The 11,870-nt window shown below is 69.1% G+C and carries 12 protein-coding genes; 6 read left to right on the forward strand and 6 right to left on the reverse strand.

Translation table 11 applies throughout. The features are described 5' to 3' along the window. Window positions 1-13 precede the first annotated feature (13 nt). Window positions 14-790, forward strand: coding sequence for an EF-hand domain-containing protein (locus tag AC1RJ9_RS19670; RefSeq protein WP_492839613.1), 777 nt, complete (start codon window positions 14-16; stop codon window positions 788-790). Here AC1RJ9_RS19670 and AC1RJ9_RS19675 read toward each other — a convergent pair. Further along, window positions 787-1,455, reverse strand: coding sequence for a DUF1345 domain-containing protein (locus AC1RJ9_RS19675; protein WP_492839612.1), 669 nt, complete (start codon window positions 1,453-1,455; stop codon window positions 787-789). The genes AC1RJ9_RS19670 and AC1RJ9_RS19675 overlap by 4 nt on opposite strands. 118 nt (window positions 1,456-1,573) lie before the next feature. On the opposite strand from AC1RJ9_RS19675, the gene AC1RJ9_RS19680 reads away from it, so the two are divergent. Together AC1RJ9_RS19680 and AC1RJ9_RS19685 are read left to right on the forward strand one after the other, a co-directional pair. Further along, window positions 1,574-1,705: a hypothetical protein gene (locus AC1RJ9_RS19680; protein WP_125157400.1), complete on the forward strand. Its 132-nt coding sequence runs from the start codon at window positions 1,574-1,576 to the stop codon at window positions 1,703-1,705. A 40-nt stretch (window positions 1,706-1,745) separates the two neighbouring features. Continuing rightward, the gene (locus AC1RJ9_RS19685) at window positions 1,746-1,952 is read left to right on the forward strand and encodes a con-10 family general stress protein (protein WP_047413350.1); all 207 of its coding nucleotides are present in this window, start codon (window positions 1,746-1,748) and stop codon (window positions 1,950-1,952) included. 93 nt (window positions 1,953-2,045) lie between these two features. Here the strand turns inward: AC1RJ9_RS19685 and egtB are convergent, their stop codons facing one another. The 3 genes from egtB to AC1RJ9_RS19700 all read right to left on the reverse strand — a co-directional run bounded on the left by egtB (window position 2,046) and on the right by AC1RJ9_RS19700 (window position 6,324). Then, a complete protein-coding gene (egtB, locus tag AC1RJ9_RS19690; RefSeq protein WP_492839611.1) occupies window positions 2,046-4,226 on the reverse strand; it encodes an ergothioneine biosynthesis protein EgtB in 2,181 nt (726 codons plus the stop codon). Window positions 4,227-4,538: 312 nt separating this feature from the next. Next, the gene (locus tag AC1RJ9_RS19695) at window positions 4,539-5,168 is read right to left on the reverse strand and encodes a TetR/AcrR family transcriptional regulator (protein WP_492839610.1); all 630 of its coding nucleotides are present in this window, start codon (window positions 5,166-5,168) and stop codon (window positions 4,539-4,541) included. A 58-nt stretch (window positions 5,169-5,226) separates the two neighbouring features. Beyond that, a complete protein-coding gene (locus tag AC1RJ9_RS19700) occupies window positions 5,227-6,324 on the reverse strand; it encodes an MBL fold metallo-hydrolase (RefSeq protein ID WP_492839609.1) in 1,098 nt (365 codons plus the stop codon). A gap of 89 nt (window positions 6,325-6,413) precedes the next feature. Here AC1RJ9_RS19700 and AC1RJ9_RS19705 point away from each other — a divergent pair, with 89 nt between their 5' ends. Both AC1RJ9_RS19705 and AC1RJ9_RS19710 read left to right on the forward strand, forming a co-directional pair. Beyond that, a complete protein-coding gene (locus AC1RJ9_RS19705; protein WP_492839608.1) occupies window positions 6,414-7,334 on the forward strand; it encodes a haloalkane dehalogenase in 921 nt (306 codons plus the stop codon). Continuing rightward, a complete protein-coding gene (locus AC1RJ9_RS19710) occupies window positions 7,331-7,747 on the forward strand; it encodes a DUF1330 domain-containing protein (protein ID WP_492839607.1) in 417 nt (138 codons plus the stop codon). Before AC1RJ9_RS19705 ends, AC1RJ9_RS19710 begins: the two co-directional genes overlap by 4 nt. On the opposite strand, the gene AC1RJ9_RS19715 is transcribed toward AC1RJ9_RS19710, so the two are convergent. Both AC1RJ9_RS19715 and AC1RJ9_RS19720 read right to left on the reverse strand, forming a co-directional pair. Next, on the reverse strand, window positions 7,744-8,757 hold the full coding sequence (locus tag AC1RJ9_RS19715) for a formylglycine-generating enzyme family protein (protein ID WP_492839605.1): 1,014 nt from the start codon (window positions 8,755-8,757) through the stop codon (window positions 7,744-7,746). The genes AC1RJ9_RS19710 and AC1RJ9_RS19715 overlap by 4 nt on opposite strands. After that, window positions 8,745-10,409 carry a sulfatase-like hydrolase/transferase gene (locus tag AC1RJ9_RS19720; protein WP_492839603.1) on the reverse strand — a complete coding sequence of 555 codons (1,665 nt, stop codon included), beginning with the start codon at window positions 10,407-10,409 and terminating at the stop codon, window positions 8,745-8,747. The genes AC1RJ9_RS19715 and AC1RJ9_RS19720 overlap by 13 nt, the downstream gene beginning before the upstream one ends. Window positions 10,410-10,501: 92 nt before the next feature. On the opposite strand from AC1RJ9_RS19720, the gene AC1RJ9_RS19725 reads away from it, so the two are divergent. Further along, window positions 10,502-11,842: a 2-hydroxychromene-2-carboxylate isomerase gene (locus AC1RJ9_RS19725; protein ID WP_492839602.1), complete on the forward strand. Its 1,341-nt coding sequence runs from the start codon at window positions 10,502-10,504 to the stop codon at window positions 11,840-11,842. Window positions 11,843-11,870 lie beyond the last annotated feature (28 nt).

Here is an 11,870-nt window from a genome sequence, read left to right on the forward strand (position 1 = left end):
GGAGATTTGCCGGATGATGCTTCGCTCGCTTGGCCTGACGGCCGTCCTCGCCGCCACCCTGGCCGCCTGCGCCAGCGCGCCGCCGGAACGTCCCGAAGGCCGTCGCGGCCCGCCCGCCGAAGGCGGCGGCGCGCCGATGGCCGGTCCGCAGCTGTTCATCAGCCCGGCCGGCGAGCCCTTCCGCGCCCCGCCCGGCGCGCCCTACCCGATCGCCGACTGGTTCGCCGGCGCCGACGCCAACCATGACGGCGCCCTGACCCGCGACGAGTTCGTGGCCGACGCGGTGCGCTTCTTCGGGGTGGTCGACGCCGACCACAACGGCGTCATCGACGGCTTCGAGGTGGCGGCCTACGAGCAGAATATCGCGCCCGAGATCATCGGCGGCGCGGCCCCCGGCGGGATGCGGCGCGGCCCGCGCGGCCTGGGCGTGGCCGAGGGCCAGGAAGCGCCGAGCGACGACGACATGTCGCCGAGCCGCCGCCGTCCGCAAAGGACGAACGTCCTGCAAGGGGCCTCGCTGTTCGGCCTGATCGCCGAGCCCGAGCCGGTGATGGCCGCCGATGGCAATTTCGACCGCCGCATCACCAAGGACGAGGCGACCAAGGCGGCCAGGACCCGCTTCGCCCTGCTCGACACCGACAAGGATGGCCTGCTGAAGCTGGCCGAACTGCCCAAGACGCCGGTCCAGGGCGGCCCGCGTCCCGGCGCGGGCCCGGGCGGCGGCAAGGGCGGCCCGATGGGCGGACGCGGCGGCGGCCGAGGCGGTCCGGGCGGCGGCCGCCGCGGCTAGCTGCCAACCAGGCTGGCGATGATGTTGATCCCCAGCGCCAGGATAGCGGTGTTGTAGAAATAGGCGGCGGCCGCGTGGGCGGTCACCAGCTTGCGCAGCTTCGAGGTCAGGATGCTGTTATCCGACACCTGGAACGTCGCTCCGACGCTGAAGGCCAGATAGGCGAAGTCCATGTAGCCGGTGGGCTGTTCGCCGGGGAACTCGATGCCCGGCTTGCCGGATCCGTCGCCGAAATTGCGGTGGGCGTAGTGCAGGACGAAGGCCGACTGCAGCACCAGCCACGACAGCACCAGGGTCACGCCGGCGCAGGCCGTCACGAAGGCCTGCGCATGGCTGCCGGCATGCTTGGCCGCGATCATGGCGTCGACCACCGCCCACAGGCTGGCGGCGATGGCGGCCAGGACGATCAGCAGGAGAACAGGAACCCCCTCGTCCTCCTGGGCGGCGCGCGAGCGCACCTCGGCCTCGTCGGCTTTCAGAAACAGCGTCCACGTGGTCAGCAGATAGACCAGCGCCGCGGCGTCCCAACCCAGAAGAAGGTGCGCGGCCTGGGGCGCGCCCAAATATTTCGCCGTCAGCCACACAGCGACGCCGACGCCCTGCGCGGCGGCTAGACGCCAGTGCGACGCGACGCGGCCGACCATGTGTTTGGTCTTACGGGCCATTCTCCGGCGACTCCTCGAACGGGCGCTTGTCCCTGTGCGGCGTAATTAGTGCGAACTCACGGTGAACCGAAAGCGTCTTCACTGGTTACTTCACCGGAACGCGCAGGAGACGACGCCAGTGACCGACCCAGACGCCCCGCCCCCGCCCGAGCCCAAACCGCCCGAGTATGAGCCGGGTGTCGTCCCCGTCGAGGAGCCCCCAACCTCGCCGCCGGTCGATCCAGGGGACGACCGTCCCTATGACGCCTGATCCTTGCTCGTGCCGCCTGTGACCAGACTAGGAGCCCCACATGGACACCGATAGCGAACGTCCCCGCGGTCGTCGCGGTTTCGCCGCCATGGACCCGGAACGCCGCCGTGAGATCGCCAGGAAGGGCGGAGCTAGCGTGCCCAGTGAAAAACGCAGCTTCGCCAAGGACCGTGATCTGGCGGCCAACGCCGGCCGAAAAGGCGGTTCTTCTTCACGCGGCGGTCGCCCCGGCGAGCGCGCGCTTTAGAAGCTAATCAACAAACAACCTTGACGCGCCGGTCCCGATCTCTCGGAGCCGGCGCGTCTTCGTGCGTGTGGACCAGCGCGCCGCTATCTCCCGTCAGGCGGTCAGCGCATAGACCGCGAAGGTCGGGTCCTTGCTGATCCAGCGCTGGGCCACGGTCCAGCCGGCGCGGCGGGCGATGCTCTCGAAGACCTCGGACGGGTATTTGTACGAATTCTCGGTGTGGATGGTCTCGCCGGCGGCGAACCGGAAGCCATAGTCGCCGACCATGACGATCTGGTCGCGCACGCTTTCCAGATGCATCTCGATACGGCTTTCCCGAGCGTTCCACACGGCCTTGTGGGCGAAGGCGGCCGGATCGAAGTCGCCGCCCAACTCCCGGTTGATGTGGACCAGAACGTTGCGGTTGAACGCCGCCGTCACGCCCTGGGCGTCATCATAGGCCGGGATCAGCACGGCCGGATCCTTGGCGACGTCCGCCCCGACGATGAACAGCGAGCCCTCGCCCAGCAGGGCGCGGGCCTGGCGCAGCAGGGCCTCGGCTTCATCGGGCGCGAAGTTGCCGATCGTCGATCCGGGAAAGAAGCCGACGGGCGTATGGCCCTTGGCGCCGTCCGGCAGCTGAATGGCCTTGGTGAAATCTTCGACCAAGGGGGCGACGGCCAGGTTCGGATAGTCCTGGCGCAGGCTGGCCGCGGCTTCGTCCAGGGCGGACGGGCTGATGTCGATCGGCGCGTAGACGGCGATCTGCGGCGCGGCGTCCAGAACGATACGGGTCTTGGTGCTGGCCCCGCTGCCGAACTCGACCAGCGCCGCGTTATCGGGAATGCGGGCGGCGATCTCCGGCGCGATCTCGCGCAGCAGCGCTGTCTCGGTGCGGGTCAGGTAGTATTCCGGCAGTTCGCAGATCGCCTCGAACAGGCGCGAGCCCTCGGCGTCGTAGAAGTACTTGGCCGACAAGGTCTTGGGCGCGGCCGACAGGCCGCCGACCACCTCCTCCAGGAACCTGTCGCTCGGCTTCACCTCGACCAGACGATCGTCGTCGGCCAGGCGCACGCCGCCGAACATCCAGCGGCTGCCAGGGTGGAAGAAGTTGCGATAGGTCGAGCGCGAGTGGCCGGGAGGCGTGGCCTCGCAGCCCCCGCGCAGCACCATCTGGTTGACCATGAACTTGCCGTTGTATTCGCCCAGCGCACCCGGTCCTGGCTTGAAACCCGGATAGGCGCTGTAGGCGCTGGCGGTCCACTGCCAGGCCGCGCCGCACAGCTGACGGAGCGCCGACGGGGCGCCGGTGGCCGTGGCGGCGGCTTCCCATTCGGCCTCGGTCGGCAGGCGGCGGCCGGCCCAGGCGGCGTAGGCGGCGGCCTCATAGTAGCTGACATGGACGACGGGAACATTGGGGTCGACCGGATGACGGCCGCGCAGGGTCATGGTGGTCCAGCCGCCGCTCAGGTCACGCCGCCAGTAGCCGGGGGCTTCCCAGCCTTCCTCTTTGACCTTGGCCCAGCCCTCCGAGAGCCACAGCTCGGCGCGGCCGTAGCCGCCGGCCTCGATGAAGGCCAGCCACTCGCCATTGGTCACCAGGCGGTCAGACAGGCGGAACGGCGCGACGTAGGTCTTGTGGCGCGGCCGCTCGTTGTCGAAGGCGAAGCCCGCCGCGCCCTTTTCGTTTTCAGGCGCCCCGATCTCGACGAGACCGCCGGCGAAGCGGTGGAAACGCTGCGGGCCCGGATCCGGACGCGGGGTCGCGGCGCCGGGCTGATAGGCCGGGCTGAGCGGCGACTGGGCGAACAGGTGCAGGATGTCCATCAGGATCAGCTCCTGATGCTGCTCCTCATGATTCAAGCCCAGCTCCAGCCGCTCGCGAATCTCGGGCGTCAGAGGACCGGCCAACAGGCGGACCATGGCCGCGTCGACATGGGCGCGATAGGCGCCGACCTCCTGCGCCGACGGCCGGGTCAGCAGACCGCGTTGCGGTCTTGGCTGCCTGGGACCGGCGGCTTCGTAATACGAGTTGAAGATGTAGTTGAAGCGCGGGTCGTGGACGGCGTAGCCCGGCAGGAACGGCGTCAGAAGGAAGGTCTCGAAGAACCAGGTCGTATGCCCCCGGTGCCACTTGGTCGGGCTGGCGTCGGGCATGGACTGGGCCGACTGGTCCTCGGGCGACAGCGGCGCGGCCAGAACCTCGGTGCGACGGCGAACGCGGCGATAGAGGTCGATCAGGGCGTCCGCCGAGGCGTCGGCGAGATCCATGGCGGGCATTTCGTCCGGGATCATGGTGTCTCCTGCGAGCTAAAGCGGCGCTGGGCCAAGGCCCCAGTCGACGACAACGTTCCGAGAACTTCGGTGTTCCCCCTCGCCATGACAACCGCGTAAGCCTCGCGCTGCTGCCACTCTATGGCAGCAGGTCGTCCACAAGCTTGAACGCGACGGCTCCAACGAAGCGATTTTTTCGACGACAGGCTTGAGGGTGAGCCCCCGCGGGAACGTCTACCAGACGGAGGACGCCAGCACGCCCCTTACGGCTGGCGTACCTGCCGGTCGGGGAATTGAGCAGCCTCGACCGGCTTTACCTCCGTACCCGACATTTCAGTCCCCGATCGGCGCATCCAGCAGCCCGGCCAGAGCGCCCTGCAGCACCTCGGTGGCGCGCTTGGGCGAAAGGTCCTGGTCGCGGCGCAGCCGGTGCCAGGCGTCGAAGCTGAGCAGCAGGTCCATGGCCTCGAACCGCACGCGGTCCTTGGCGAGTTCGGGCGGCAACTGGGCGCGCAAAATATCGCGCGAGATCTGCACCATCTTGGCGTTGTCGACGGCCAGGGCCGGCGACTGGTGGCGATGAACCTCGGAGGCGCGCTTGAACGGGGCGATTTTCTCGTAGGCCCAGCCGCGGCGCTCGACCAGCTCCAGCACCCGCTCGCGCCAGCTCTCGCCCTTGAACGGCGTGTGGACCAGGGCCATCAGCTCGGTCGTGATCACCGCCGACATCTCGCTATAGAGGCTGTCCAGATCGTTGAAGTGGCGGAAGACCGTGCGAAGGCCGACATCGGCGCGGGCGGCGACCAGTTCGGCTGAGGGCGAGACGCTGCCTTCGCGCACCAGCTCCAGCATGGCCTGGACGATGCGGGCGCGGCTGTCCTGCGAGCGCTTGCGGCGACCATCGATCGCGACTTCAGGCGCGGCGTCGATTCCCGGACGAAGATTACGCGCGGCGGAACTCAAGGCCCTGGGCTCTCCCATTCGTGGCCCTTGCTTAGACCCGTGGAACGCCGACGACCACCTAAAGCTTCAGAAGGTCGAGCCGGTTGGACCATTTGATCTCGGTGGAGCCAGCCGGCAAGCTGGCGAAGTCACCGTCGCGGCCCACCTTCATCGGCCCGCCGAAGATCGCGCGCGCGCGGCCCAGGAACGGCCCCTCAAGCGCCCGAACCGGCAGCGGCGGGATGATGTGGTAGAACAGCACTTCCCTCACCCCGGCCGTCTTGGCCTCGCTGGCCACCGTCTCCGGCGCGGTGTGATAGTCCAGGATGTCGTGGAAGATGTGGGCGTAGTTGTCCCGCCCGGCCTTCTTAGCCACGTCCGCCTGGATCGCCACGAGGTTCGGCGACAGGCCCTCGTGGACCAGCAGGTCGACGCCCTTGGCCGCCTTGACCAGCCGCTCCGACGGCCCTGTGTCGCCGCTGATCACGGCGGTGCGGCCCTTGTATTCGAAGCGATAGGCGACGGCCGGATGGACCGGGTCGTGCTTGACCGGGAAGGCCCAGACCTTCAGGCCCGGCTTTTCCAGCACCAGCACGTCGGGGCCGTTCGGATCGGCCGCGAAGACGTGCGTGACCGCGCCGAAGCCCGAGGGCGGCATGACGGCTTCGCCATGGTGAGCGACGCGGTAGCCGCGATCCAGGGTGTAGGCGTCCTGGAAGCCCTTCACCACCTGATCCAGGCCCGGCGGTCCGTAGATCGGCAACGGCGCGTGCGCGGCCCCGCCGCCCCAGCGCTGCAGCATCAGCTCGCCCAGGTCGGCGATGTGGTCGGAATGATAGTGGGTGACGAAGGCGGCGCTCAGCCGGGGCGGCGGCAGGTTCATCAGCAGCAGGTTGCGGGTCGAGCCCGAGCCGGAGTCGACGACGAACAGGTCCCTGCCCGCCACCACCGCCACGCAAGGTCCCGCCCGCGTCGGGTCGGGCATCGGCGCGCCCGAGCCGCAGAGGCCGACGTGCAGGCCGTCCGGCAGCTCGGCAAGCGGGTCGGTCGCCAGGGCCGTTTCATAAAGCCTGCGCATGCCCGTCTCGGCCAGGTGTTCGCGGAACAGCCACGCCAGACCCAAGGCGATGGCGACCACACCCGCCACGGCGCCCAGCCCGATCCAAACCTTGCGCATATGTTCCTCCCAGAACTTGACCTAGTAGCGCCATAATGGCACTCATAGTGTCAATAGAAATCCGCAGAGCGGTGTCGAGGGAGAACGGAATGGACGTGTTGCGCACGCCTGACGAACGGTTCGAGGGCTTGGTCGACTGGCCCTACGCGCCGCGCTACACGTCGGTGGTCGACGCCGACGGTACGCCGCTGCGCATCCATCATGTCGACGAAGGCCCCAGCGACCAGCAGCCGATCCTGCTGATGCACGGCGAGCCGTCTTGGGCCTATCTGTACCGCAAGGTGATCGCCGACCTGTCGGCGCGCGGCCGCCGGGCGATCGCGCCCGATCTCATCGGCTTCGGCCGCTCGGACAAGCCGGCCGCGCGCGCCGACTACACCTACGAGCGGCACGTGGCCTGGATGAGCGAGTGGCTGGTCCGCAACGACCTGACCAACATCGTTCTGTTCTGCCAGGACTGGGGCGGGCTGATCGGCCTGCGCCTGGTGGCGGCCTTCCCCGAACGGTTCGCCGCCGTGGTCGTCTCCAACACCGGCCTGCCCGTCGGCTCGGGCAAGAGCGAGGGCTTCGAGGCCTGGCTGAACTTCAGCCAGAACGCGCCCGAACTGCCGATCGGCTTCATCCTCAACGGCGGCACGGCGCGCGATCTCTCCGACGCCGAGCGCGCGGCCTATGAAGCCCCCTTCCCCGACGAGACCTACAAGGAAGGCGCGCGGATCTTCCCGGCCCTGGTGCCGATCACGCCCGAGCACGCCTCGGTGGCCGAGAACAAGGCCGCCTGGGCGGTGCTGGAGACGTTCGACAAGCCGTTCATCACCGCCTTCAGCGACGCCGACCCGATCACCCGCGGCGGCGAGGCGGTGTTCCAGTCTCGTGTGCCCGGCGCCAAGGCCGTTGCTCACACGACGCTGAAGGGCGGCCACTTCGTGCAGGAAGACAGCCCCGGCGAAATCGCGGCCCTGCTCGATGGCCTGGTCGCCAGCCTGGCCCAAAAGGAGATCGCCGAATGAACGTCGTCAATCAGGTCTTTCCCTCGCCCGAGCAGTTCCAGGAGTTCTTCGGCGGCCCCGAGGACGGGCCGTTCGTGATGGTCAACCTGCTGAAGTTCCGCGACAAGGCCGAGTACGAGGACGGCGCCGAGCCCGAGTTGAGCGGGCGCGAAGCCTATAACCGCTACGGCGTCGAGGTGGCCAAGCTGGTCAAGGCGCTGGGCGGCCAGATCCGCTACAGCGGCCCGGTCACCGGCCTGATGATCGGCGAGGTCGAGGAGATGTGGGATGCGGTCGCTCTGGCCGAATACCCATCCTTGGCCGCCTTCCAGAAGATGGCTCTGTCTCCGGAAATGCACGCCATCGAGCACCACCGCAAGGCCGGCCTGGCCGGACAGTTGAACATCCGCACGAAGCCGGCTCCCGGCTTTTAGCGTTCCCGGTAAACCGTCCTAAAGCCGACGTGCGAGGCTCCGCCGTCGGGCGGTCCGGGCGTGCGGGCCGCCGGGCGGTATCGGAAGCAGTAGTCGTCGGCGCAGAGGAACGAACCGCCCTTGACCACGTGCTTGGGCGTGTTCGGCTCGTTGGGGTCGAGGGCGCGGATCTCGGGCGGGCCTCCGGCCTCGATGACGCTGGCGACCTCCAGGCCCGGCCTGAACCAGTCCTTGGTCCACTCCCAGACATTGCCGGCCATATCGACCAGGCCATAGCCGTTGGGCGGGAAACAGCCGACGGACGCGGCCTGGGCCTTGTAGCCGTCGGTCCCCAGGTCTAGGGCCGGGAACACGCCTTGCCAGGTGTTGGCGCGGGGGCGTCCAGCGTCCTGCGGCTGGTCGCCCCAGACGTAGCGCTTGCCCACCAGGCCGCCCCGCGCGGCGTATTCCCATTCGGCCTCGGTTGGCAGGTCGCGGCCAAGCCATCGGGCGTAGGCCATGGCGTCCTCCCAGGCGATGTGGACCACCGGCCAGGCTTCGCGGCCCCGGATCGTCGAGCGCGGTCCCTCCGGATGCCGCCAGTCCGCGCCGGGGATCACCCGCCACCATTGCGCGGGATCGTCCGACCTCGCCCCCTTCGCCCCCACGAAGACGAGCGAAGCCGGACGCCGCTGCGCCGCCGACAGCTGGGCGTAGCGCGCGGGATCGAGCGGTCGTTCGGCCAGGGTGCGGTAGCCCGTGGCGTCCACGAACCGCGCGAAGGCGGCGTTGGTCACTTCCGTGCGGTCGATCCAGAACGGCGCGACCTTCACTGTCTGTGGAGGCCCCTCTTCCGGCCGCATCGGCGCCGCGCCCATGGCGAAGTCGCCGCCCGCGATCCGGACCATGCCGGCCGTCCGGTGCGCGGGATCGGCGATGGGCAAGCCCGTCAGGCACGCCTTCGGCGCCGGCTTGCCGCAGCCCGCCAGCGCCAAGAGCAGGAGGAAAGGAACCGCCCTCAATTGTCCCAATAGACGTACTCGTCGCTCGCCTTGGCCTTCTGGCCGCCCGGATGGTCGATATAGAAGGCGCCGGAGATTAGCGAGGGCCAGGCGGGCTTGACCATCTGGCCATCCAGTTGCGCCAGCGTCGCCTGCATCTCCTTGAGCTTGTCCGGCCGGGTCCTGGACAGGTCGTGGCGCTCGGTCGGGTCGGTGTTCAGGTCGAACAGCCAGACCTTGTTCGGCTCCTGAGCGACCTGCAGTTTCCAGCCGCCCGCCATCACCGTCTTGTAGCGACCCGAGCGCCAGTACATGGCTTTGTGCGGGTCGCCCGCGGCCTTGCCCTGCACGAAGGGGACAAGGTCGACGCCGTCGATCGTCCGGTCCTTGGGCGGGGTCGCGCCAGCCGCGCCGGCGGCGGTGGCGAAGATGTCCACGTGACCCACGGGGCTGCGATAGACCGCGCCCGCAGGCAGTTGCCCCGGCCAGCGCAGCAGGAACGGCACGTGGATGCCCCCCTCGAAGAAGGTCGCTTTCCAGCCGCGATACGGCCGGTTGATGTCGGGAAGGCCGATATAGTTGGCGCCGCCGTTGTCGGAGGTGAAGATCACCAGGGTGTTGTCGTCCAGGCCCTTGTCCTTCAGCGCCTGCAGCACCCGACCGATGTTGCGGTCCAGGTTGCGGACCATGGCGCCGTAGACGCGCAGGCGATGATCCTTGATCTGCGGCAGGGCGTCGTAGTCGGCCTTGGGCGCCTGCAGCGGCGTGTGGACGGCGTTGTAGGCCAGGTACATGAAGAACGGCCGGTTCCTGTTGGCGTCGATCGACTTGATCGCCTCGTCCGTCAGGTAGTCGGTCATGTAGGTCGACGGGTGGAACATCTTCGAACCGTTGTACTGCACGGCGAACGGCAGAGCGCCCCACAGGAACTTGTCGATCGGATCCCAATCCTGCCGCGATTCCTCGACCGACGGGTCGCCGACCGGCGCGAACAGCGAGGCGCCGGCCATGAAGCCCAGGCTCTCGTCGAAGCCCTGGTCCTCGGGCCGCGAGCCCTTGACCCCGCCCAGGTGCCACTTGCCCAGGTGAACGGTGTGATAGCCGCGGGTCTTCAGGGCCTCGGCGATGGTGATCTCGGTGGAGGGCACGGCCTCGGTGTTGTCGTCCTTCGGCGTGTTCTTCACCTCGTCCTTGTTGAAGTGCGAGGGGTGCAACGGGTCGCCCGCGTGACCGCCGACGACGCGCGAGAAGGCCACGGGCGTAGGCGTGAACTCAAAGCCGAAGCGGGTGGCGTAGCGGCCGGTCATGATCGCCGCGCGCGACGGGGCGCAAGTGGCGTTGCCGCTGTAGCCGTTGGCGAAGGTGACCCCCTGGTGGGCGATCGAGTCGATGGCCGGGGTCGGCACGGCCCCGTTCGCGACACCGCCGCCGTTCAGGGTGACGTCGTTGTAGCCAAGGTCGTCGGCCAGGATGAACACCACGTTCGGCGGCCGCTGCCCGCCCTGAGTCATGCCCGGCGTCGCGACCGGGCCTCGCGCCCAGGTCACCGCGTGATTGGCCTCGATCTTCGGCTGCTTGGCGCGCGCGATCATGATGATCAGGTCGAAGCGGAAATGCCAGGCCGCCACGCCGGCCGCGACCAGCACCACGACGATCCCCGTGAACAGCTTCCAGGCCTTCATGCGCGCCTCCCTCTTATTCGTTCGCCGGAGCATATATTGACATTCATCGTGCCGCTAGATGTCATGCATCCGACAGTTGGGAGGCTGTCGCCATGTCTCTGCGCACCCACATCATGCGAAGCGTGACCACCGTCCTGACCAGCCCGGCCCGCCGCCGGATGGCCCGCGATCTGGCCGCCGTTTCCGCCCGCCTGCGCGGCGAGCGCCCGACCGTCCGCTATTTCCACCAGGCCGACGATCCCTATTCGCACCTGGCCGTGCAGATGCTGCCGCGCCTGCGCGCCCGCTATGGCGTGGAGATCGATCCCTATCTGGTCCCGCCGCCCGAGGACTCGGCCGCGCCAGACCGCGAGCGCCTGCGCGCCTACGGCCTGCGCGACGCCGCCCGCCTGGCGCGGGCCAGGGGCATCGGCTTCCCCGCCGACGCCCAACTGCCCTCGGCCGAGGATGTGCGCCGGCTGCAGGTGGTGCTGGCCGACGCGATCGAGCGCGAGCGGTTCGAGGATACGGCCCCGGCGGCCGGCGCGGCCCTGTGGTCGGGTGACACCAAGACTCTGGCCGGCATGGCAGCCTGGGCCAGCGGCCAGGACACGGACCTCTGCGACGACCTCCTGGCCTTCAGCCAGCGGCGCCGCGCGCAGTTGGGCCACTATCTGGGCGGCATGTTCCATTTCGAGGGCGAATGGTTCTGGGGTGTCGATCGCCTGGGCTGCCTGGAGGCCCGCCTCGCGGCGCGCGGCCTGGACCGCGAGCCCGGAACCCCGCGATTGGCCCCGGCCCTGGAGCCGACCCTGCTGGCGGCGCCCGGCGCGTCCACGGCGACGATCGAGGCCTGGTTCTCATTCCGCAGCCCCTATTCCTGGCTGGTCCTGCCGCGCATCCGCCAACTGGCCCGAGCCCATGGCGCGAAGCTGCAACTGCGGCCCATCCTGCCGATGGTCATGCGCGGCCTGGCCGTACCGCGCGTCAAGACCCTCTACATCGCCCTGGACTGCAAGCGCGAGGCCGAGCGCCTGGGCCTGCCGTTCGGCAAGATCGTCGATCCGGTCGGGGCCGGGGCCGAACGGGCGTTGGCGGTGCTGCACCACGCGATCGACCTTGGCCTGGGCGAGGAATTCGCCGAGTCGGGCCTGAAGGCCGCCTTCGCCGACGGTCTGGCCCTGGCCGAGGATGGCGGCCTCTACGCCGCCGCCCGCCGCGCCGGCCTGAACGACGCCCAGATCGCGACCGCCCTGGCCGACGACAGCTGGCGCGACCGGGTCGAGACCAACCGCGCCGCCCTGCTGGAGGCCGGCCTGTGGGGCGCGCCGACCTTCCGGGTCAGTGGCCACGAGGCGCACTGGGGTCAGGACCGGCTGTGGATGCTGGAGGACGACCTCCGCGCGGCGACGGCGCCGACGAAGGCTTATGCGCCGAACGGAGTGTCCGGATAGACCGACGCTCTTCGCGGCCTTGTCCAGT

The sequence above is a fragment of the Caulobacter sp. GW822-FHT07D08 genome (genome assembly GCF_058798735.1).

Bases quoted from the DNA above. Each gene is read 5' to 3' on its own strand.
- AC1RJ9_RS19670 (WP_492839613.1), top strand. From the start codon at position 14: ATGATGCTTCGCTCGCTTGGCCTGACGGCCGTCCTCGCCGCCACCCTG.
- AC1RJ9_RS19675 (WP_492839612.1), bottom strand. From the start codon at position 1,455: ATGGCCCGTAAGACCAAACACATGGTCGGCCGCGTCGCGTCGCACTGG.
- AC1RJ9_RS19685 (WP_047413350.1), top strand. From the start codon at position 1,746: ATGGACACCGATAGCGAACGTCCCCGCGGTCGTCGCGGTTTCGCCGCC.
- egtB (WP_492839611.1), bottom strand. From the start codon at position 4,226: ATGATCCCGGACGAAATGCCCGCCATGGATCTCGCCGACGCCTCGGCG.
- AC1RJ9_RS19700 (WP_492839609.1), bottom strand. From the start codon at position 6,324: ATGCGCAAGGTTTGGATCGGGCTGGGCGCCGTGGCGGGTGTGGTCGCC.
- AC1RJ9_RS19705 (WP_492839608.1), top strand. From the start codon at position 6,414: ATGGACGTGTTGCGCACGCCTGACGAACGGTTCGAGGGCTTGGTCGAC.
- AC1RJ9_RS19710 (WP_492839607.1), top strand. From the start codon at position 7,331: ATGAACGTCGTCAATCAGGTCTTTCCCTCGCCCGAGCAGTTCCAGGAG.
- AC1RJ9_RS19720 (WP_492839603.1), bottom strand. From the start codon at position 10,409: ATGAAGGCCTGGAAGCTGTTCACGGGGATCGTCGTGGTGCTGGTCGCG.
- AC1RJ9_RS19725 (WP_492839602.1), top strand. From the start codon at position 10,502: ATGTCTCTGCGCACCCACATCATGCGAAGCGTGACCACCGTCCTGACC.